Consider the following 21,143-nt stretch of genomic DNA (forward strand, 5'->3'; position numbering starts at 1 on the left):
AGGCCGAGCTGGAACCGGTTCCGGCATGGGAGGCTGAGTCGGTTCCGGCATGGGAGGCGGTACCAGCGGTACCAGCGGTGTGCGCGGCAGAGGTTGTCGTCGAGGCGGTATGCGACGTTCGCCCGGTGTGCTCATTGATCCACCGACCAGCACGATGACCGGCATTGGTCGGAATCTCGTCGAGCTTGTTGAGCAGAGACTTGATCTTGCTCGCCAGAGGCGAGATTTTGCGGAAAAGTTTGGATAGAGCCTCGAACGAGGAAATAAGGTCCTTCACGCGATGAGTGATCGTCGATACTTTGCTCGTGACCCACGTACTGATCTGAGCTGCCACCGCGGGCGTAGCCAGACCTAGAGAGAAAACCTCCTCCAGCACTGACTGGCTGAACATGCCAATAGCCTCGGCAATAGCGTCACGCACCATGTCGTGGACGATCTGAACCACTACGCCGGCCACGCTCAGACCAGTGGACACGCCTTTGGCCAAACCGCCCATGGACTCCAACGCGCTGGCCAGACCCCGTCCCTGAGATCGCCACGCATCAGCTGCTTGACCGACCTGATCGGCCATGTCACGATTGATCGTTGTACGCAGGCTCTCCGCCTGCTCATTCAAATGTGTTGAGATATTCGACCACGTCTGCGATCCGGCACGCACGGCATCAGCATCACCGGTCAGTTTCTCGAGCATCTCAGGCAGAGGCGGAATATGCTCGATGATCCACCCGGCCACCCATCCCACGGCACTGGCCACCGGATTGAACACCAGCGACACGGCATCAGCCGCCGTCCCCACGCCCGCCAAGGTGCCCTGAACCCACGAGCCCTTACCAATGGACTCCGACAAATCTGAAATATCCTCGCCCAGGCCCGTCCCCGACCAGAACGACGTTGAATCCTTACGGTCGGCGACCAGCGATCCCGTACTCACAGTTCCACGCCATCCTTACGACCAGCATCAATACGACCCACAGTCGATGAGCCCCGGCCAACGATTACAGAACGATCACACGATGTCGCGAACACCCGAGCTACGGTACACGAATCGACCCGGTGTGCGGTAGTCCCGCGGAGAGTCACGAAGCCGGCTGATGGGGCCGCCAGCCGCCGGCGGCGGGGTGTCCCTGGCAAGAGCCTCCGACGCTCCGGTTTCCAGTGCGCACGAACGAAGGAATGCGTCTCGACGAGCCTGCCCTCCTTCCTCCTCCGCCTCTCCGGCGGGCGGATGCCGCTCGGCCGGCTGTCTTAGGGCGTCCCGCTCATCGGGAGCCCGGTCGCTCGGCCGAGCGACCTTGCCGGCCTGTCGCTCGCGGTCGGGGGAGTGCTCTCACGGCATATCGGGCAGTGGTCCAGCCTTGTTCCCTGCCGCCCTGCATGGGGTGCGCAGGCTCACAGCCAGCCGTTGGTTTCGGCGGTGCGGGCTGCTTCTGTGCGGTTGCGCGCGTGGGTCTTGGCGATGGCGCTCGACAGGTAGTTGCGCACTGTTCCTCCTCCCAGGTGCAGGTCGGCGGCGATCCGCGATGCGTCGGCGCCGCGGGCGGCCATGCGCAGGATCTGCTTTTCCCGTTCGGTCAGCGGGTTGGGGCCCAGGATCACCGACTCCTGGGCCAGGGCCGGGTCCACCACCCGCAGGCCCGTATGGATCTTGCGGATCGCCTCGGCCAGTTCCGGTGGCGGGGTGTCCTTGACGAGAAAGCCCGACGCTCCGGCTTCCAGTGCGCGCGAGAGGTACCCGGGTCGTCCGAAGGTGGTGACGATGAGGCTGCGGCAGTTCGTGTCGGCTGCTGAGATCTGCTCGGCCGTCCACAGGCCATCGCCTTCGGGCATCTCGATGTCCAGCAGGGCTACGTCGATCCCGCCCGCCGCGACCGCGGCCGCCGCCCGACGTCCGGTGCCGACCTGGGCCACGACCTCCAGGTCGTGCTCCAGATCGAGCAGGGTCGCCAGGGCCCCGCGCACCAGTGCCTGGTCGTCGGCGATCAGGATGCGGATGGCGCAGGCGCCGTGCGAGCCCCCGCTCGCCGCAGCACTCGGGCCGCGCGTTCGCCCGCCGGTGGGCTCGCTCATAGGAAGACCTCCAGTTCGGTTCCCGGACCGTGGGACTCCCGGGACTCGCCGTCGCGGTTCCAGGGGGCGCTCGGGGCCGGGCTCGTCACGGTGAGCGTCCCCCCGCTGACCTCGATCCGCTCGCGCAGGCCGGTCAGCCCGTTGCCCGCCGGGGCGCCCGCCGCGCCGACGCCGTCGTCCACGACCCGCAGGTGTCCGGGCTCCAGATCGACCCACACGCCGCAGGCGCCCGCATGGCGGGCCACGTTCGTCGTCGCCTCCCGCAGCGCCCAGGCGAGGACCTCGCGCTGGGGAAGGGGAACGTCCCGGGCGTCGCCGCGGATGGTGGCCCGTACGGCGGCGGCGGAGAAGGCCGTCCGGGACGCCTCGACCTGGCTGGCCAGGTCCGGGGTGCGCAGCCGGGTGACCGTTGCGCGCACGTCGGCCAGAGCCTGCCGGGAGAACCTGATGATCTCGGACAATTCGGCCTCGGCGGCCCCGGGGTCGACCCGCACGAGGCGCTGAGCGACCTCCGCCTTGAGGGTCAGAAGGGTCAGGGAGTGGCCGAGGACGTCGTGGACGTCCCGGCCGATCTCCTCGCGCTCCATCGAAGAGGCCAGCTCGACCTCCTTGACCAGCCGCCGCTCATTGACCTCCTCCCAGATGCGCGACAGGGCGACGAACAGGGACGAACCGCTGCACCCCAGCGTCCCCGAGACGATGCCGAGGTCATGGGTGAGGACGGCCATGGCCACGGCCAGCGCGCAGATCCCGGTGCTGATGGCCAGCCCGGTGCGCAGCGGCGTCGCGTACAGGATGACGGCGCACAGGTAGGGCAGATAGAAGATGTACCACCAGCCCAGCGCCGGCAGGGACAGGGCCGCCAGTCCCACGAGCAGTGCCAGGCGCGCGGCCGTCTCGCGCAGCTGTCTGACGAGGGAGGCGCCCAGCGGCAGCTCGAACCAGGCCGTCATCGTCGATACGCCCCACACGTAGGCGCCGGCGAACCCCATGATCCCCGTCAGACTCGTCGCCCTGACGAGGACGGGCAGGCGGCTGCGGACGACGAGCAGGAGGGGAACGATGAGGATGACGACCCATACCGAGGCGATCCAGTCGATCCTGCGATACCAGGGTCCGGTGCGCATCGTTCGCGTCGCCCGTCCGCCCCTGGGGCGCGGGCTCGTGCGGCTCATCGGCTCGGTCCCGGGGCGCGTCTCACCGTCGCGCCGTCGCACGGCGCCGTGCGGCCAGGCACAGGATGACGAACAATGCGGTCCACAGGCCGATATTAGCCAGCGGGATCCACAGGGCCTCCCGGACGGTGCCCGTCGCGGTGGCCACGGCATCGTCCTGCAGGGCTCGGGTGGCCAGGGAGCCCGCCCCGTAGATGGGGGTCAGGCGCCCGAAGGCGAACAGGCTTCCGCCGAGAGGCATGAACAGATTGCCGAGGAAGGCGAAGACGCTGATGGATGCGCCAGCGATGCCGACCGCCGCCTGGGCGGGCACCCACACTCCGACGGCCAATCCGTAGCAGGCGAAGGGCACGGCGGCCAGGAGCGTGAGGAGGTAGCTGGCGACCCAGATGAAGGGGGCGTCCATCTGCGCCCCTGTAAAGGCGCCCGCGATGAAGATGACGGTGACGGGGAAGATCGCCACGAGGAGGGCGGTGAGCAGCTTGGTGATGACATAGATGCGCAGTCCGCCCGGGGTCAACGCGACCTGGCGCCCCCAGCCGCCGGCCTGCTCGACGGCGGCGCCCGCGGCCGTGCAGGTCGCCGCGATGGCGACGGAGAAGACGGCCATGTTGATCATGGTGGAGGCGGCGACGTCGCCGTGCCCGACTGCGATGTCGGAGTAGTCCTGCATGGCGCCGTAGAAGAGGTACATGCCCAGCGGCATGACGAGGGTGAAGAACAGCATGTCGGGGCGACGCAGGGTGATAAGGGTGTCGATGATGGTGTACGTCCACGGGCGCGGACGGCGAACGGGGGCGGTGGGGGCGTCGGTGGCGGTCATGGGATGCTCCTGAGGGTCGGGTGAGTGTCGGTGGTCGGTGTCGGCTGGGAGAGGATTAAAGGACGAGGACTAAAGGACTGGGAGTAGAACTCCGCGTCAGGCCGTGCGGGACGCGGCGGGGTTCTCGGCGCGATGGGTCCCGACGAGGCGGGAGAAGACCTCCTCCAGGCTCAGGGCGGTGATTCCCAGACGGGTGGCCGGCGTGGCCGTCAGCAGCAGCCGGGCGACGTCGTCGGGGGCGGTGGTGCGCACCGTCACATGAGAGCCGTGGACCTCAACCTCTAGCAGCGAGCCGGCCACGGGTGATAGGACCCTGTGCAGCTCGGCCTCGCCCGTCAGGCCGGCCCAGGTGGCGGTGACGGTGGTGCCCTCTGCGAGGGAGCGGATCTCATCGACCGACCCCGAGGCGACCGGGCGCCCGCGGTCGATGATGACGATGCGGTCGGCGACGTCGGATGCCTCCTGCAAATAGTGGGTGGCGAAAAGGATCGAGCGGCCCTCCGCCGTCTGGGCGCGCATGGTCCGCCAGAAGGCGGCTCGCCCGGTCGGGTCCATGCCGGCCGTGGGCTCGTCGAGGACGAGCAGGGCGGGACGGGGCAGCAGCGCCAGTGCCAGACGCAGGCGCTGGCGCTCCCCGCCGGAGCATGCGGAGACCTTGCGCGACAGGAGGGGGCCGATCCCGGCTTGAGCGATGACGGCCTCGACATCGGGGGTGCGGCACTGCAGAGAGGCGACGACGGCGAGAGTCTGACGGACCGTGTAGGAGCCGATGAGGCCCCCGCTCTGCAGGACCGCGCCGACGCCCCCGGCGGCCACCGCCTGCGCGGGCGGAACCCCCAGCACGCGCACCGTCCCGGCGTCGGGGCGGGTGAAACCGAGGATGACGTCGAGGGTGGTGGACTTGCCGGCGCCGTTGGGGCCCAAGAAGGCGACGACTTCGCCGCGGGCGACCTTCAGGTCGAGGCGGTCGACGGCGGTCAGGGACCCGAAGGACTTGGTCAGGCCCGTGACCTCGACGGCCGGAGAGGGGGAGTGCGCTGCTGTGCTCATGGCCCAAGGCTCGCCGGGGTCGGCGAACTGCGGTACTGAGCGCTGTCATCGCCGGCGCATGACAGGTGTCACCCAGCAGTCGGGGCCACCGCCGGAGCGCCCGCGGCGTCTCTCAGGCCGAGACCGCCGCGAGTCGCGAAGCTGATCGCGCGACACTGGCTCCGTCCCGCGCCATTCGACACCACTCGATAGACGGAATCATCATGTCCGCTATGACCGCAGCATCCGCTGCGCACGTGTTCCTCCCGGCCCTGTCCGGCACCGAGCTGACCCAGAGCCTGACCTCCTTCGAAGAATTCGTCTCCGGCAGGATCCTCATCTGGCTTCTGCTCGCAGTCGGCCTGTACCTGACGATCCGCACCCGCGGCGTTCAGGTGCGCCTGTTCGGGCGGGCCGTGCACCTGGTGGCGCGCTCGCGCCACCAGCGCGGCAGCCTGTCGAGCTTCCAGGCCTTCGTCATCGGGTTGGGCGGACGCGTGGGCACCGGTAATATCGCCGGGGTCGCGCTCGCAGTCACCCTCGGGGGCCCGGGGGCTCTGTTCTGGATGTGGATCGTCGCTCTGCTCGGCATGGCGACCTCCTTCGCCGAGTCCACGCTCGCCCAGGTCTTCAAGATCCGGGCCCCCGACGGCATTTTCCGCGGGGGCCCGGCCTACTACATGCAGCGCGGTCTGGGCCTGAGGGGCGCCCGCGGCGGGACCGCCCGGCTCGGTCGAGGTATGGGTGTCGTCTTCGCCGCCATGCTGGTCTTCTCCTACGGGCTTATCTTCCCCATGGTCCAGTCCAACACCATCGCCTTGACCCTCAACGAGGGGCATAGGGTGCCGGTGGCGACGACCGCCATCGCTCTCATGGCCATCACCGCCCCCATCCTGCTCGCCGGCATGCGGGTCGTCGCCCGCGTCACCGAGTGGCTCGTCCCGCTCATGGCGGGGGTCTACCTGGCGGTCGTCCTCGTCGTCATCGTCGTCTCGGCCCCGCGGGTGCCGGGCGTCTTCGCCGACATCCTCGCCGGCGCCCTCGGTCTCAAGGCGGGCCTGGCGGGCACTGCGGGCGGCCTGTTCGCGGCCTTCCTCAACGGGACCAAGCGCGGCCTGTTCTCCAACGAGGCCGGCCAGGGCTCCTCGCCCAACGGGGCCGCCACCGCCGACGTCGCCCACCCCGTCACCCAGGGGCTCATCCAGGCCCTCGGCGTCTTCATCGACACCATCGTCATCTGCACGGCCACGGGTCTGACCGTGCTGCTGGCCGGTCCGGAGGTCTACACCCCCGGCGTCGAACCGCGGTGGGCGGAGACCACTCTGGTCCAGCACGCCCTGGCCGATGCCCTGCCCGGCGGTTGGGTCGTGTGGTTCATGAGCTTCGTCGTCTTCACCTTCGCCTACTCCAGCGTGCTGGGATATTCGGCTTTCGCCGAGATCAATGCGACCTACCTCGGCGGAGGCCGGAGAACGGGTGTGGTCCTTCGCCTGGCCATGACGGCGGCCACCGGCCTGGGTGCCGTCGTCGCCCTCGAGCTCGCCTGGGTGATGGCGGACATCGCCTTGGCGCTCATGACCGTCCTCAACCTCATCGCTCTCCTATGGTTGAGCCGCTGGGTCCTGGCGGCGCTGCGCGACTACGACGCCCAGCGGGCCGGCGGCGCGAGCGAGCCCGTCTTCGTGGCGCCGGGAAACGCCCTCCTGCCGGACGAGCTACCCGGAGACGTGTGGACGGCCGACCGGGCGCGGGCCCGCGTGGTCAGCCTCGACGAGGAGTGAGCGCGGGCCCGGACTCCGGCGGCAGGCGCGCCGGAGTGCGCCGGCAACTGCGCGGGTACCGGGCGGACCTCGACGCCGTTCAGCCGGAGGGCGTGTAGGCGACCAGATCGCTTCCGTCGACGGCGATGAGGAGGTCCGCGCTGACGACCGTGACGTACGCCTCCTGACCGTACAGCGGGTCCTCCCGGGGGATGACGCGGTGCTCTTGGAGGTCGATGATCCGCACGTACTTGGGCCTGGTGTCCGACGCGTAGCTCAGGATGAGGTACCGCTGCCCCATCGTCGGGGTGAAACCGCTTTCGTAGGCCGGGAGCGTCTTCGTTTCGCGATCCGCGTCGGCCACCGGCCCGACGCCGTTGAGCCGGCAGCCCCTGCCCGTACTCTGCTGGCCGTTCAAACCGCATGTCAGGGCGATCGAGGCCCAGGACGTGTCGGCCGTCGTGAAGGCCCGCTTGTACTGCTCCCGGGAAGGCGCGCCGCTGTCGGTCAGGAGCAGCGATGACGTGCTCCGGGAGACGGCGTAGGAGTCCGTTTCGGTGCCGTCCGGGGCGAGAGCCGTGGCCCGCTCGCGGTCGGGGAACAGGTCGATCCACCCGTCCGCGGCGGGGATGATCCCGGCATCGCGGTTCGTGGGACGGACGTTCCCGACGCTTCCGTCGGCCAGTGAGATGAACACGGCCTGCTCCTGATTGGTGTCGGGGACCGTGAACGTCGCCAGGACGTGGCCGGTGCTCGTGTCCCCGGTCATGGCCGACGGGTTGAGGGTGAGGTTGTACGCGGCGGGGAGGTCGACGGGGCCCCAGCGCAGCGAGGCGGCGCCGTCGTCCAGGTCCCAGCCGGAGCACCTGGGCCACTGGTGGTTTTCGCACGTGATGATGAAGTTGTCCGTGACCAGCTCGGGCGTGCCGTTCCACGGGGCCGGCGCGGCCTCGCCGGTCTTCGGGTCGATGAGGCTGTGGGTGGTGACCACCGCCGAAGAGGTCAAGCCCCTCAGTGCTTCGCCGGGGGATATCGACCACGTTTCGGTCGGCCGGCCTCCGGCGAGACTGTATCCGCGCATCCGGTCCGGCTCGCTTCTCCCCTTCCGCTCGTAGACCACGAGGGTGTCGCCGTCGGTGTAGATCCAGGGGGGATTGCGGGCGTTCGGGTCGAGGTCGGTCCTCCACGCCTGGATCCACGAGTCGTCGGGCGTCGGCGTGGGGGCGGGCGTGGGAGACGGCGTGGGCGTCGGGCTCGACCGCCACCGCGACGGCGTCGCCATCGGTTCGGCCTTCCCCGCCGAGTGCTGGAGGGAGGTGGCGGTGCTCACCGCGACGAGCACGACAACCAGGGCGACCGCCGCGGCGAGCACGAGGGTCTGCTCCCGAGTGAGCATGTCCAATCGCCTGCCCAGCCGTTCGCCCGCGCCGCCTGGCGGACCCGTCGCCGAGGGGCCCTGGTTCCCCGCCTCCGAGGGTTGCTGCGGGCGGCGCAGCGGTGAGCGCCTCGGCCTGCCCGGGTCGGAGCCCGGGGGGTGGATGGAGGACGGGACGCCAGGAGGACGGATGCCGAAGGTGGGACGTCTCACAGGTAGGAGCATGCTCCTGGACACCGTCGTCCGTCACCTCGTGGCAGCCGGCCGAGGGCGTCGGTCCCAGGCCGTCCCGTTCGGCGGGGCCGGCCCACGGCGGGCCCGCCGTGGGCCCGCTGTGGGCGATCTCGCACTCGTACGCGAGTGACGGGTCCGCCGGCGGCTGGCGGCGCCGGCGGACGCTCTGGCACAATGACCGGCTGTACTCGTCCGCGTACGGCCCTCTCCCGGGCGCGGTCGCGTTTCGGCTCGCGTTGGACACTGTTGCCTGCCCCCACCTGGGACCGGCGCGCGCCACACCATTTCAGAACCAGGAGCTCAACCAAGTGGCAGTCAAGATTCGCCTCAAGCGCATCGGCAAGAAGTTCGCCCCCTTCTACCGCGTCGTCGTCGTCGACTCGCGTAAGAAGCGCGACGGCCGTGTTATCGAGGAGATCGGCGTCTACGACCCGATGCAGGAGCCCTCGCTCATCCGCATCGATTCCGAGCGCGCCCAGTACTGGCTCGGTGTGGGCGCCCAGCCCTCCAACACCGTTTTCAACCTGCTGAAGATCACCGGCGACTACCACGCGTTCAAGGGGCTTGCGCTGCCCGAGGGCAAGCTGAAGGTCAAGGACGCTGATGCCGACACCGCCGCCAGGACCGCGGCCGTCAAGGCCGCCGCCGCCGACGCCGAGAAGCGCAAGGCGGACGCCGCCGCGGCCAGGGCCGAGGCCGACCAGCAGGAGGCCGCCGGCGCCGAGGCTTCCGCGCAGGAGGCCTGAGATGCTGGCCGATGCGCTCGAGCACCTCGTGCGAGGCATCGTCGACAACCCTGATGATGTCATCGTCACCTCCCGGTCACTGCGTCGCGGGGACCTGCTGGAAGTGCGCGTCGCCTCCGGGGATCTCGGTCGCGTTATCGGCCGCTCGGGCCGTACGGCCCGAGCGCTGCGCACCGTCGTCGGAGCCCTCGCCGACTCCCCGGTGCGGGTCGACGTCGTCGACACCGACCGCGGGTGAGCGGTCCGCCGATGGGCGGGTTCGATCGCGTTCGGCACTCATCCGACGGCGCCCGGTCCCCCGCGGGGCCGGGCGTTCTCGCGCCCGGCGACGACCCGGATCGCCGCGCCGCCGGTTCCCGGCGTGGGCGAGGGCATGCGCAGGAGCGGGGCGGCCCGGTGGGGAAGCGACTTGACACGCGGTAGGTTTGCTCCGTGCTTCTTACCGTCGCCGTCATCGGACCTGCCCACGCCCTCAAAGGCGAGGTCCGCCTCGAGATCCGCACCGACGACCCTGAGGGGCGCCTCGCCCCCGGCACCGTGCTTCCGGTGGAGGCTCCGCGGGACCACCCCGGTCCGACGGTCGACCATCTGACCGTCGCGCGCCTGCGCTTCGACGGCACCCGCTGGTTCGCCGCCTTCGAGCAGGCCGCCGACCGCACCGCCGCCGAGGCTCTGCGCGGCCTGCGTCTGATGGTGGACACCGCTGACCGGGACGCGGACGGCCCGGAGGACGCCGGCGGGGAGAACGACGCGTGGTACGCCCACGAGCTCATCGGCCTGCGGGCCGTGCGTCCGGGACCGGGCGGGGATACGCGGCCCGGCGCGGAGCTCGGCGAGATCGTCGACCTGGAGCCCGGTGTCGCCCAGGATCGTCTCGTCGCCCAGGATCGTCTCATCGTGCGCACCTCGGACGGCCGAAGGGTCGCCGTGCCCTTCGTCGCCGAGCTCGTCCCCGCCGTCGACCCCGACTCCGGTACGGTCACTCTGGACCCCCCGGGCGGGCTCTTCCCGGGGCTGGGGCGCGCCGAGGAGGCACGTTGATGGGGGCGCTGCGTCTGGACGTCGTGACGATCTTCCCCGACTACCTGAAGGTGCTGGACCTGTCCCTCATCGGCAGAGCCGCAGGCGACGGGCTCATCACACCGGTCGTCCACGACCTACGCGAGTGGGCCGATGACCGTCGCCGCACTGTCGACGGCCCCCCGGTCGGTGGCGGCGCCGGCATGGTGATGAGGCCCGATGTGTGGGGGCGGGCCCTCGACCGGGTGCTGGCCGCGCCGATCGGTGGTGCGGCGACCTCCGGCGGCACGGCCCCGCGGACGGGCGGCGCCGCGCGCCGGGTCCTGGTGATGCCCGCTCCGTCGGGGGACCTGTTCACCCAGCGCACCGCCGAGGACCTCGCGGGGGCCGACCAGATCGTCTTCGCCTGCGGGCGCTACGAGGGCATCGACGCCCGCGTCGCCGAGCACTATCGGGACGCCGGAGTGGAGGTGCGCGAGCTGTCCATCGGCGATTACGTGCTGGGCGGCGGCGAGGCCGCGGCCCTGGTCATGATCGAGGCGATCGCCCGTCTGCGTCCGGGGGTGCTGGGCAACCCCGAGTCGGTTATCGAGGAATCCCACGGCGAGGACGGCCTGCTGGAGTACCCCGTCTACACTCGCCCCGTGGCCTGGCGCGGTCTGGATCTGGCTGTCCGTGAACCGGCCCTCCTGTCGGGCGACCACGCCCGCGTCGCCCGCGTCCGCCGGGACGCCGCCATCGCGCGCACCGCCGGACGCCGCCCCGACATGATCCGTCGACTGAGCCCCGACCGCCTCGACGCCGACGACCGCGCCGCCCTGGCCCGCCACGGGTGGGCGATCCCCGCGGGGGCCCGGGGTCCGGTCGAACTCCTCGTGCGGTCCGCGCGCCCCGACGACGTGGACGCCCTGGCCGACCTGGCGGCGCGCACCTTCCCCGACGCCTGCCCTCCCGCCCTGACCCCGGAGCAGGTCGCCTCCCACACGGCCCTCAACTTCACCCCCGAGCGCCTGTCCGCCTGGCAGGCCGACCCGCGTGCGATCCTGACGGTCGCCGAGCTGCCCGACGGCCTGCCCGCCGTCTGGCTGGTCGAGACCGCCGGAGGCGCCGGCGCCGTGGCTCCGAGGGAGCTCGTGGGCTACAGTGCCGTGCTCCTCGAGATCGCCGACCGCCGAGGCGCTCTCCTCTCCGGGCTGGACTCGCGGCCCGATGCCGTCGAGGTCCCCACGCGCGCCGACGGCGCCACAGGGCTGGCTGCCGAGCTGTCCAAGGTCTATGTCGACGCCCGGCTGCGCTCCTCGGGCGTCGCCGCGGCGCTGCTGGACCATGCCGTCCGCGCCGCCGCCGCCGCAGGCGTCACCGCCCTGTGGCTGGGCACCCACGACGGCAACCGCCGGGCGCAGAGGGCCTACAGGCGCCGCGGATTCCGCGCAGTCGGCTCCCGCGATTACGACGTCGGCGGGCGGCGCTGCCGCGACGTGGTCATGAGCCTGAACCCGCAGGAGGCCCGCGGTGCACGCTGAAACGACGCCGGCGACGGGCGGCGGAGCGCCCGAGCGCGCCGCCAGCCGCTCGCGGCGACTGCACGAGGCCCGCGGCGGATCCGCAGCGGGAAACCGGTACTCGCTCCTGCGGACGCTGGTGACTCTGGTCGTGACGGTGGCGGTCGTCGCCGCCGTACGCACGCTGATCATCCAGGGCTTCACCATCCCCTCGGGCTCCATGGAGGACACCCTCAACGAGGGCGATCGCGTCCTGGTGACCATGTATGACGCCGACTCCGTCGAGCGCGGCGACGTCGTCGTCTTCACCGACCCGGACGGCTGGCTGACCGACCCTGAGCCGACCGGCATTGCGCGCGTGTGGAGGGACGCGCTGGTGCTCGCGCGGATCCTGCCGCAGAACGCGGGCCACCATCTGATCAAACGGGTCATCGGTCTGCCCGGTGATCACATCACCGCCGATGGCACCGGGCCGGTGCGCGTCAACGGGGTCGTCCTCGACGAGCCCTACCTCAAGCCCGGTCGGGTCGGGTCGGAGATCGCCTTCGACGTCACCGTGCCTGAGGGCTACGTGTGGGTCATGGGTGACAATCGCTCGAACTCGGCGGACTCGCGCCTGCACCAGGGGGACGCGCACGGCGGTTTCGTGCCCGCCGATGACGTCGTCGGGATCGCGCGGTGCGTGGTCTGGCCGCTCGGGAGCCTCTCCGGGCTGAGCGGCGGGAAGGAGGCATTCTCCGACGTGCCGGAGCCGACCTCCACTCCGACGGTGGCGCCGACCCCGGCGATCACCGGGGGATGAGGGCACCGGGAGCACCGGGGTCGGGAGTGCTGCTGCATCCTTGGAACACCGGGTGCGCGTGAGGTCGGGCACTCGCACCGCGGCGGCCTCGCAGCGTCGCATCGCGTTGTGGCACACTGAGCGGGCTCTCGGGCCTCCGACGTCCTCCGCCACTGGGGAGGCGCTCATGCGCAGGACTCGCGGGCGATCGTGTTCGGCGCAGCCACCGCCGGGTTCGCCCCGGGGCCGGTCGCGGCGCCACCTACCAAGCGCCCGTGACCAGTGGCACGAGCGTGGAGAGAGCTCATGACCAACCTGATCGACCAGATCGATGCCGCGTCGCTGCGCGACGACGTACCCGCCTTCCGAGCCGGTGACACCCTCAGGGTGCACGTCAGGGTCGTCGAGGGCAGCCGCACCCGCACCCAGGTGTTCCAGGGCGTCGTCATCGCCCGCCAGGGCGGAGGCGTCCGCGAGACCTTCACCATCCGCAAGATCTCCTTCGGCGTCGGCGTCGAGCGCACCTTCCCGGTTCACACGCCGATCATTGAGAGGATCGAGGTCGTCACCCGCGGCGATGTGCGTCGCGCGAAGCTGTACTATCTGCGCAACCTGCGTGGTAAGGCCGCCAAGATCAAGGAGCGTCGCGAGAGCTGAGCCCCCGGGCTCATTCGCCTTGCGCCCCGGTGACGCCCGGTGCCCCCTAGTCCGGGCGTCGCCTCCTTACCTCCAGGAGGCCACGGCCTCACCCGCACCACCCGGAACAGGAGCACGGTGACCTCATTGCAGGACCGTCTTGAGGACTTTCGGCCCACGGCCGACGACGGGGCACCCGCTGCCCCCGGCGGAGACGGCGCCGACGGCAACGGGTCCGCCGCGGTCAGCGCCGAGGATGACGAGAAGGAGTCGGACACGGCCGGAGTCGCCGGTGAGACCGGGCCGATGGACGACGAGCAGAGTGCCGAGCCAGCCGGGACCGAGCTCGATGCGCCCGCCGATCCGATCGCGGAGGCGGGCCATGAGGGGATGAACGTCCCGGATGAGACCGCCGGGGTCGGCGAGGACGACGGGGACGGGGAGCCCGACGGCGCGCACGACGAAGCCGGTGCGCTCGAAGACGAGGCCTCCGACGAGGCCGAAGCCGACTCGGAACCCGAACCCACCCGGGCCGCCGGATCGGATGCGGATGAGCCCGGCGATTCCGACGAGCCCGCCGAGCCGGACGACGAGGCCGACGAGCCCGCCTTCACAGCGCCGACGCGCGATGACCTCCAGCGGACGCGGGAGGAGGCCGGGAGCGGGCCGGACGCTGCGGATCGTGAGGATGCCGTCAGCATCGTCGGATCCGAGGCGGACGATCTTGGAGAGACCGAAGCGGCTGGCGGTTCCGAGGGCGGTGACGGCGACTTCGAGGACGCTCCCGCGGAGGGGTCCCGGAAGCGAGCCGAGGACAATGCTCAGGACGCCGACTCCGACGATCTTCCGCCCTCCTACCCGCCCACCAGACGCGTACGCCCCCTGCCCGTCCCGGGCGAGGAGGATGAGGACGAACGCCCGTCGCGGCGGCGCAGCAGACTGTCGACCATCGCCGTCGTCCTGGTCGTCCTTGTCGTGGCCGCCCTGATCAAGACCTACGTCGTTCAGACCTTCGAGATCCCTTCCGGCTCGATGGAGAACACATTGCAGACCGATGACCGGGTCTCGGTGCGCATGTACAACGCCCATGACGTCAACCGCGGTGACGTTGTCGTCTTCGTGGACCCGGGGGGGTGGCTCAACGCCCAGGACCCCTCCGGTCTGAGGGGGCTCGTGCGCGACGGCCTCATCCTCGTCCGTCTCCTGCCCGAGGATTCCGGCCATCACCTCATCAAGCGCGTCATCGGTGTCGCCGGAGACCGCGTCACCGCCGACGGCACCGGCGCGGTGCGCGTCAACGGGATGCCGCTGGACGAGACCTACCTCAGGCCCGGGGTGACACCGTCCGCGGTCGCCTTCGACGTCACCGTGCCGGAGGGCTGCGTGTGGGTCATGGGAGACAACCGCTCCAACTCCCTGGACTCCCGCTTTCATCAGGACGACCCGCACGGTGGCGCCGTGCCGCTGGACGACGTCGTCGGCGTGGCCACCAACGTCGTGTGGCCGCCCGGCCGTTGGGAGTCGCTCGGCAGCGGGGAGGCCGTCTTCGCCGACGTCCCCGGGTCCGGCCGGTGAGACGGCGCCGAGTCCGTCCCGATCGGGGTCTGGAGACCGGGCTTCTGGAGCGCCATGAGCTGGTCGGCGGCATGGACGAGGTCGGACGCGGCTCGCTGGCGGGGCCCGTGACGGTCGGCCTGGCCATTGTCGGCAGGGGCACGCCGAGCGTCTTCCCCGAGCGCTTAGCCGACTCCAAGCAGCTGACCGCTCGCCGCCGCCGGGCCCTTGTCGAGCCGTGCCGCGACTGGCTCCTCGACTGGGCCGTCGCTCACGCTGCGCCCGCCGAGATCGACGCCCTCGGCATCATCGGCGCACTGCGCCTGGCGGGACGGCGGGCCCTCGCCCAGGTGACCGCACGCGACCACCTGCCCGACGCGATCATCCTCGACGGCTCGAACGACTGGCTCGCCGCACCTGCCGCCGACACGGGTGTCCGCGCCGACCGGGTCGATCCCGCCGAGCGGGCCGGCCCGGACTCTGCGGTTCCGCCCGCCCTTCCGACACCGCTCGTGCGCACCCAGGTCGGGGGCGACGCCCGGTGCGCCGTCGTCGCGGCGGCCTCCGTTCTGGCGAAGGTCGAGCGCGACGCCCTCATGGCCGCCCTGCCCGACCCGGGCTACGAGTGGGCGTCGAACAAGGGCTACGCCTCCGCCGCGCACATCGAGGCCCTGTCCCGTCTGGGCGCCAGTGCTCAGCACCGCCGCTCGTGGCGCCTGCCCGGGCTCGACGTCCCCGACGCCCGGCGCCGAGGGCGCTGAGGGCGCTGAGAGGACTGAATGAGAGGGCTGAGAACGTTGCCGTGCCGTGACCCGCGGAGGCACGACGCGCCACCGGCCCTGCTCCGGGCGCACAGCGGAGACGTGCATGATGGGGGCGTGAGCGCCGAAGATCTCGAGTCCTACGAGAACGATCTGGAGCTGGACCTGTACCGCGAGTACAGGGACGTCGTCTCGTTGTTCTCCTACGTCGTGGAGACCGAGCGCCGTTTCTACCTGGCCAATGCCGTCGACGTGCAGGTGCGCACCAACGGCGGCGAGGTCTTCTTCGAGTTGTCCCTGGAGGACGCCTGGGTGTGGGACATCTATCGGGCGAGCCGGTTCGTCAAGTCCGTCCATGTCGTCACTTTCAAGGATGTCAACGTCGAGGAGCTCACTAAGCCGGAGATGGACATCCCCTCCTGATCCTTCTGACACCCCTCTGGCGACGGTCGGGCGGTGGCCGACTGGTAGCGGGCGAATGGGGCCGGCGGAGGGGAAGAGGTAAATAAGGCAGGTAAGAGGGTGGGCCCGGCTCTCTGCGGGGCTCCACAGGGCCTTTCATGCGAGCGTCCTCCACAGACCCCGACGACGCGGCTCGCGCCGTCCGACCGCCGCCCGCATTGTGGTGGTGGAGGTGATCCCATGACCATGAGACCCGGCACCATGCCGGATGCGGGAGTGGATGCGGCGGGTGCACCGCCGGGATCAGGATTGGGCGCAGCATCCGGGAGAGCGCCCGGCGGCGCGCGTCCACCCGCTGTGGAGACCGGGCGCGCGGCCGTCGGCCGGCGGGGCGAGCGGATCGCGGCGCGCTACCTCGGCGATCGAGGCTGGCGGGTCCTGGACCGTAACTGGCGCCCCGGCCCCGGTCTGCGCGGCGAACTCGACCTCGTGGCCCTCGAGCCCTCGGCCGGAACCCGGCCGGCCGCCCTCGTGGTCGTCGAGGTCAAAACCCGCACGACGCTGAGCGCCGGTCCGCCGGCTGCCGCCGTCGACTCCGCCAAGCTCGCGCGTCTGCGCACCCTCGCGGCGGCCTGGGCCGCTGAGCACTCGGCCCCGCACGGACGCCTGCGACTCGATGTCATCTCCGTTCTGCTGCGCCCGGGCCTGCCCGCCGAGCTGCGCCATCACCGCGGGGTGGGACTGACATGAGCCTGGCGCGCACCCTCGCCGTGACCCTGGCCGGGCTGGAGGGACACCTCGTCGATGTCGAGGCCCACGCGAGCCCCGGCCTGCCCGGCTTCACCCTGGTCGGCCTGCCCGATGCCGCCGTACGCGAGTCCCGCGAGCGCGTACGGGCCGCCCTGACCACCTGCGGCGTCACGTGGGGCGAGCAGCGGTTGACGGTCAACCTCTCCCCGGCGGACGTGCGCAAGAGCGGCACCGGGTTTGACCTGGCCCTGGCCCTGTCGGTGCTCGGCGCCCGGGGCCTGCTGCCCGCCCGCGCCCTGACGGCGTTGGAACGCACTGTTCACATCGGCGAGCTCGGTCTGGACGGCTCGGTCCATCCGGTGCGCGGCATCCTGCCGGCGGTGCGCGCCGCCGTGGAGGCCGGCGCTCCCGACGTCGTCGTGGCCGCGCCCGCCGCCCGGGAGGCGGCGCTGGTCCCCGGTGCGCGCGTACGGGCCGTGGGTCACGTCGGCGAGCTCGTCGAGGACTACGGCGGCCGCCTGCCCCGGCGGGCGCGCGCGCTCACGGGGCGGGCCCGCCCGCACGGCGAGCAGCCTCGCGCGTCCCAGGACCGCCGTACCGCGGAGCGGACGGCCGACCTGGCCGACGTCGTCGGCCAGGTCGAGGCCCGCCACGCCCTCGAGGTCGCGGCCGCGGGCGGCCACCACCTCCTTCTCGTGGGCCCGCCCGGCGCCGGCAAGACCATGCTCGCCGAGCGCCTCCCTTCCATCCTGCCGCCGTTGGACGCTGAGGACGCCGTGACGGTCACCTCTCTGCACTCCCTGGCCGGTACTTTCGACGCCGACGCCGGGCTGCTGACCGCACCGCCCCTGCGCGCCCCGCACCACACCGCGACTCGGGCCGCGGTTGTCGGAGGCGGCAGCGGGGCGCCCCGACCCGGCGACGTCTCACTGGCCCATTGCGGCGTGCTCTTCCTGGACGAGGCCCCCGAGTTCCCCAGCGGTGTCCTGGACTGTCTGCGTCAGCCCCTGGAGACCGGCTCGGTGACCATCGACCGGGTCGGCGGGCGGGCGACCTTCCCCGCCGCCTTCCAACTCGTCCTGGCGGCGAACCCCTGCCCCTGCGGCAAGGGCGGGGGGCGCGGACTGGAGTGCACCTGCACCTCCCTGCAGCGCAGGCGCTACTTCTCGCGCCTGTCCGGCCCCCTGCTGGATCGCGTCGACATTCAGGTCGAGGTCGCCGCCGTCACCGCCCGGGATCTGGCGGCGGGCGCCGTTGGCGAATCGAGCCGGACCGTCGCCGCGCGGGTGGCCCGGGCCCGGGAGCGTGCCGCCCGCCGGTTGGCGGACACGCCCTGGCGGGTCATGGGCCAGGTGCCCGGGTCCTGGTTGCGCTCGGAGGCCTCTGGAACCGCCCCGGACCTACTCGCGCCCCTCATGACCGCCCTGGACCGCGGCGACCTCACCCTGCGCGGGGTGGACCGGGTGCTGCGCCTGGCCTGGACTCTGGCGGATCTCGCCGCTCGACCCGCCCCCACCGCCGTCGACCTGGGGTCCGCCCTGGCTCTGCGCACGAGAGGAGCGCGCCCATGACCGCCGATGCGGATTCCGCACTGGATCCGTCGCCCGACCCGGTGCTCGGGGGGACCGCCGATGCCGGGGAACGACCGGCCGCCCTCGCGCCCCGCGGCGCCTCCGATCCGCGGTCGGGATGCGCACCGCCGCACCGACGGCGCGCCCTGCTGCCCTACGACATCGACGATGAGGCTCTGGCGCGGGCGACCTGGTCGCGGCTGGCCGAGCCCGCCGACCGTGCGGCCTGCGCTCTGGTCGGCGCCCTGGGCGCCGTTCCGGCGCTGGCCTGGCTCCTTCAGGAGGCCCTGGACGCCGAGGGGCGGGCTCTGCCCGCGCCGCCTGCGCCCGTCGCGTCCCGCGGTGGGACGGCCCGCCAGCGCGCCGCCTGGGGAAAGGCCGCGGGCCGGTGGGCGCCCAGGTTGGCCGGGATGGACATCCGCCGTGAGCTCGACGTCCTCGAGCGCCTCGGCGGCAGCCTCGTCCTCCCCGGCGAGGCGTGGTGGCCCGTCGGTCTGGATGAGCTCGACAATCCGCCCCACTGCTTGTGGGTCCGCGGAGATCCGGCCCTGCTCAGCGAGGCGCGGGACGAGCGCGCCGATTCCGATCGCGGCCCCGGCGCGGACGGCCAGCCCGGCGGCGGGGCGGAGCCGACCGTTCGGGACGGCGGCGAGGCTCCGCGCGCCCGCGGCGACCTGGTCGCCGCGGGCCCCGGCGCCGGATACGCCCTGGCGCTGGTCGGGTCGCGGGCCTCGACCGACTATGGGGAGCGCGTCGCCGCCCAGATGGCCTACGACCTGACGTCCTGGGGCGCCGTCGTCGTCTCCGGCGGGGCTTTCGGCATTGATGCTGCCGCCCATCGCGGCGCTCTGCGCGCCGGTCCGACGCTGTCGGTCAGCGCCGGGGGAGTGGACCGGCTCTACCCCGCCGCGAACACCGGCCTGCTGCGCGCCGTCATCGACTCCGGCGCCCTGGTCGCCGAGGTTCCACCCGGCTGTCAGCCCGGCAGGCACCGCTTCCTGACGCGCAATCGACTCATCGCCGCGATGAGCGGGGCCACCGTCGTCGCCGAGGCCGCTTGGCGCTCTGGAGCGCTGTCCACCGCCCGGCACGCCCGCGACCTGGGCCGCGGACTGGGGGCCGTGCCCGGGCCGGTCACCTCGATGGAGTCCGTCGGATGCCACCGGCTGCTGCGCGGCGGCGCCGTGTGCGTCACCGATGCCGAGGACGCCCTCGAGCTCGTCGCCCCCCTGGGCAGCGTCGATCCCGAGGCCTCCCGTGCGGCCGCCCCCGGAAATGCCGGTTCGGGGCTGCTCGACGGTCTGACCGGCGACGCGGCCGTGGTCCTCGACGCCCTCCCGGCGCGCGCGACGGCCACTGTCGAGGCGCTGGCGCGCTCGGCCGGACGCTCCGAGAGCGAGGTCGTCTCGGCGCTCGGCCTGCTCGAACTGTCGGGGCGAGTCGAGCGCGACGGGATGCGTTGGCGCCGACGCGCTGTCCGGTAGGGCGGTCCCGGGACCGCCGGGGCCTAGCCTGCGTTCATGAACGAAACGGTTCGGCCGCGCACGCGCGGTGAGCTGCTCGATGCGTGGAGGCGTCATCTGACGCTCCAGCGGGGACTGTCCGAGCACACCGCGCGCGCTTACGTCGGCGATGTCGGCGACCTGCTGTCCTTCCTCGGCGTCGGGGACGACGGGACGGAGCCGGTCGGTCCTGCTCTGGCCAGCCTCGACCTGGCCGACCTGCGCGATTGGCTGGCGCGGATGTCGACCTCGGGGCGCGCCCGAGCCACCATCGCGCGCCGAGCGGCGGCCGCGAAGGCCTTCTCCACCTGGGCGCACCGCCTCGCCCTGCTGCCCGCCGATGCCGCCGCCCGACTGCGCTCGCCGAGGGCCGACAACCGGCTGCCGGCGGTCCTGACCGAGGACCAGGCGGCGGCGCTGCTGACGGCTGCCGCCCACCGCGCCCGGGAGGCCGCCGCCTCGGGTGAGGCCGCCGCGGCTCGCGCCGTCGCCCTGCGCGACGTCGCCCTCCTGGAGGTCCTCTACGCCACCGGCGTGCGTGTGGCGGAGCTGTGCGGTCTCGACGTCGACGATATCGATCGCTCCCGCCGCACCCTGCGTGTGCTGGGCAAGGGCGACAAGGAGCGCACCGTGCCCTACGGGCTGCCCGCCTCCCGCGCGCTTGAGGACTGGCTCGCGGTGCGTGCGAACCTGGTGAGTGATGCCGCGGGCCGGGCCCTGTTCGTCGGGGTCCGCGGGCGGCGTCTCAACCCGCGCGCGGTGCGCGGCGCGGTCCACCGCGCTGCCGCGCTCGCGGGCGTCGCCGACCTCGGGCCCCACGGGCTGCGCCACTCGGCCGCCACCCACGTGCTGAGCGGGGGGGCCGACCTGCGCAGCGTTCAGGAACTGCTGGGCCACTCCTCCCTGGCCACGACGCAGCGCTACACCCATGTGTCGGCCGAGCGGCTGCGGGCCGTCTACGCTCAGGCCTTCCCCCGGGCCTGACCGGACCGCATCGGCGATGGGCTCACCGGCCGCTGAGCGGCTTGAGTCGGATGACGGCGGGCCGCAGGAGGCGCAGCGGATCGATGTAGCTCTTGGCACCCGTGCGCGCACCCCAATGAAGCGCGTCCGCTCCGTCGGAGCGGTGGCCGGCCACGAGCACTCCGATGGCCTGTCCCCGGCGCACGGCGTCCCCGGCCGCCACCGAGGGCTCGACCGGTTCGTAGGTGGTGCGGATGCCGTCGGCGTGGTCGATGGAGACCACCGGCCGGCCCGCCACCACGCCCGCGAAGATCACCGTCCCGTCCCCGGCCGCCAGCACCGGCGAGCCCGCGACCAGGGCCAGGTCGACGCCCCGGTGCCCCGCGCTCCACACGGCGGCCGGCGGGTCGAAGCCCTCCAGCACGTCCGTCGGGCCGCCGGTCGGCCAGCCGTAGCGCCCCCGCGGGGCCGGCGTCCGTGGCCCGCCGACGG

21 protein-coding genes are annotated in these 21,143 nt (G+C 72.1%); 14 read left to right on the forward strand and 7 right to left on the reverse strand.

Annotation, left to right across the window (positions count from 1 at the left end; translation table 11 throughout):
- The 5 genes from HMPREF9062_RS13125 to HMPREF9062_RS06050 form a co-directional block, all read right to left on the reverse strand.
- Positions 1-931: WXG100 family type VII secretion target (locus HMPREF9062_RS13125; protein WP_009749184.1), on the reverse strand; the 931-nt coding region annotated here is incomplete at its 3' end.
- 458 nt (positions 932-1,389) lie between these two features.
- Complete coding sequence (locus tag HMPREF9062_RS06035; protein ID WP_009749185.1) at positions 1,390-2,067, reverse strand: response regulator transcription factor; 678 nt, start codon at positions 2,065-2,067, stop codon at positions 1,390-1,392.
- Positions 2,064-3,242, reverse strand: a complete 1,179-nt coding sequence (locus HMPREF9062_RS06040; protein ID WP_156789982.1) for a sensor histidine kinase — start codon at positions 3,240-3,242, stop codon at positions 2,064-2,066. The genes HMPREF9062_RS06035 and HMPREF9062_RS06040 overlap by 4 nt, the downstream gene beginning before the upstream one ends.
- A gap of 22 nt (positions 3,243-3,264) precedes the next feature.
- Positions 3,265-4,065: a hypothetical protein gene (locus HMPREF9062_RS06045; protein ID WP_009749187.1), complete on the reverse strand. Its 801-nt coding sequence runs from the start codon at positions 4,063-4,065 to the stop codon at positions 3,265-3,267.
- A 96-nt stretch (positions 4,066-4,161) separates the two neighbouring features.
- Positions 4,162-5,115, reverse strand: coding sequence for an ABC transporter ATP-binding protein (locus HMPREF9062_RS06050; protein WP_009749188.1), 954 nt, complete (start codon positions 5,113-5,115; stop codon positions 4,162-4,164).
- A 212-nt stretch (positions 5,116-5,327) separates the two neighbouring features.
- Here HMPREF9062_RS06050 and HMPREF9062_RS06055 point away from each other — a divergent pair, with 212 nt between their 5' ends.
- Positions 5,328-6,875, forward strand: coding sequence for an alanine/glycine:cation symporter family protein (locus HMPREF9062_RS06055; protein ID WP_009749189.1), 1,548 nt, complete (start codon positions 5,328-5,330; stop codon positions 6,873-6,875).
- A 79-nt stretch (positions 6,876-6,954) separates the two neighbouring features.
- On the opposite strand, the gene HMPREF9062_RS06060 is transcribed toward HMPREF9062_RS06055, so the two are convergent.
- Complete coding sequence (locus HMPREF9062_RS06060; protein WP_009749190.1) at positions 6,955-8,250, reverse strand: hypothetical protein; 1,296 nt, start codon at positions 8,248-8,250, stop codon at positions 6,955-6,957.
- 521 nt (positions 8,251-8,771) lie between these two features.
- Between HMPREF9062_RS06060 and rpsP the strand changes: the two genes are divergently transcribed.
- From rpsP to HMPREF9062_RS06125, 13 genes are all read left to right on the forward strand, one after another.
- Complete coding sequence (gene rpsP / locus HMPREF9062_RS06065; protein ID WP_034253853.1) at positions 8,772-9,209, forward strand: 30S ribosomal protein S16; 438 nt, start codon at positions 8,772-8,774, stop codon at positions 9,207-9,209.
- A 1-nt stretch (position 9,210) separates the two neighbouring features.
- A complete protein-coding gene (locus tag HMPREF9062_RS06070) occupies positions 9,211-9,447 on the forward strand; it encodes an RNA-binding protein (RefSeq protein ID WP_009749192.1) in 237 nt (78 codons plus the stop codon).
- A 194-nt stretch (positions 9,448-9,641) separates the two neighbouring features.
- Entirely contained in the window at positions 9,642-10,250 is a 609-nt protein-coding gene (gene rimM / locus HMPREF9062_RS06075; RefSeq protein ID WP_009749193.1) for a ribosome maturation factor RimM, read from the forward strand.
- Positions 10,250-11,752, forward strand: coding sequence for a tRNA (guanosine(37)-N1)-methyltransferase TrmD (gene trmD, locus HMPREF9062_RS06080; protein WP_009749194.1), 1,503 nt, complete (start codon positions 10,250-10,252; stop codon positions 11,750-11,752). Before rimM ends, trmD begins: the two co-directional genes overlap by 1 nt.
- Positions 11,742-12,533, forward strand: a complete 792-nt coding sequence (lepB, locus tag HMPREF9062_RS06085) for a signal peptidase I (protein WP_009749195.1) — start codon at positions 11,742-11,744, stop codon at positions 12,531-12,533. The genes trmD and lepB (HMPREF9062_RS06085) overlap by 11 nt, the downstream gene beginning before the upstream one ends.
- A gap of 285 nt (positions 12,534-12,818) precedes the next feature.
- A complete protein-coding gene (gene rplS / locus HMPREF9062_RS06090; RefSeq protein ID WP_009749196.1) occupies positions 12,819-13,169 on the forward strand; it encodes a 50S ribosomal protein L19 in 351 nt (116 codons plus the stop codon).
- Between the two features lie 117 nt (positions 13,170-13,286).
- Complete coding sequence (gene lepB, locus HMPREF9062_RS12500) at positions 13,287-14,723, forward strand: signal peptidase I (RefSeq protein WP_050795258.1); 1,437 nt, start codon at positions 13,287-13,289, stop codon at positions 14,721-14,723.
- Positions 14,720-15,463 carry a ribonuclease HII gene (locus tag HMPREF9062_RS06100; protein WP_009749198.1) on the forward strand — a complete coding sequence of 248 codons (744 nt, stop codon included), beginning with the start codon at positions 14,720-14,722 and terminating at the stop codon, positions 15,461-15,463. Before lepB (HMPREF9062_RS12500) ends, HMPREF9062_RS06100 begins: the two co-directional genes overlap by 4 nt.
- Before the next feature lie 117 nt (positions 15,464-15,580).
- Complete coding sequence (locus tag HMPREF9062_RS06105) at positions 15,581-15,886, forward strand: DUF2469 domain-containing protein (RefSeq protein ID WP_009749199.1); 306 nt, start codon at positions 15,581-15,583, stop codon at positions 15,884-15,886.
- Between the two features lie 219 nt (positions 15,887-16,105).
- Positions 16,106-16,615 carry a YraN family protein gene (locus tag HMPREF9062_RS06110; protein ID WP_253270672.1) on the forward strand — a complete coding sequence of 170 codons (510 nt, stop codon included), beginning with the start codon at positions 16,106-16,108 and terminating at the stop codon, positions 16,613-16,615.
- A complete protein-coding gene (locus HMPREF9062_RS06115) occupies positions 16,612-18,186 on the forward strand; it encodes a YifB family Mg chelatase-like AAA ATPase (RefSeq protein ID WP_009749201.1) in 1,575 nt (524 codons plus the stop codon). The genes HMPREF9062_RS06110 and HMPREF9062_RS06115 overlap by 4 nt, the downstream gene beginning before the upstream one ends.
- Positions 18,183-19,670, forward strand: a complete 1,488-nt coding sequence (locus HMPREF9062_RS06120) for a DNA-processing protein DprA (protein ID WP_009749202.1) — start codon at positions 18,183-18,185, stop codon at positions 19,668-19,670. Before HMPREF9062_RS06115 ends, HMPREF9062_RS06120 begins: the two co-directional genes overlap by 4 nt.
- A gap of 36 nt (positions 19,671-19,706) precedes the next feature.
- Positions 19,707-20,672: a tyrosine-type recombinase/integrase gene (locus HMPREF9062_RS06125; protein ID WP_009749203.1), complete on the forward strand. Its 966-nt coding sequence runs from the start codon at positions 19,707-19,709 to the stop codon at positions 20,670-20,672.
- Positions 20,673-20,694: 22 nt separating this feature from the next.
- On the opposite strand, the gene HMPREF9062_RS06130 is transcribed toward HMPREF9062_RS06125, so the two are convergent.
- Positions 20,695-21,143, reverse strand: a 449-nt coding sequence (locus HMPREF9062_RS06130) for a murein hydrolase activator EnvC family protein (RefSeq protein ID WP_253270673.1), incomplete at its 5' end; no start/stop codon positions are given.

This window comes from Actinomyces sp. oral taxon 448 str. F0400 (assembly GCF_000220835.1).
Taxonomy (GTDB): Bacteria; Actinomycetota; Actinomycetes; order Actinomycetales; family Actinomycetaceae; genus Actinomyces.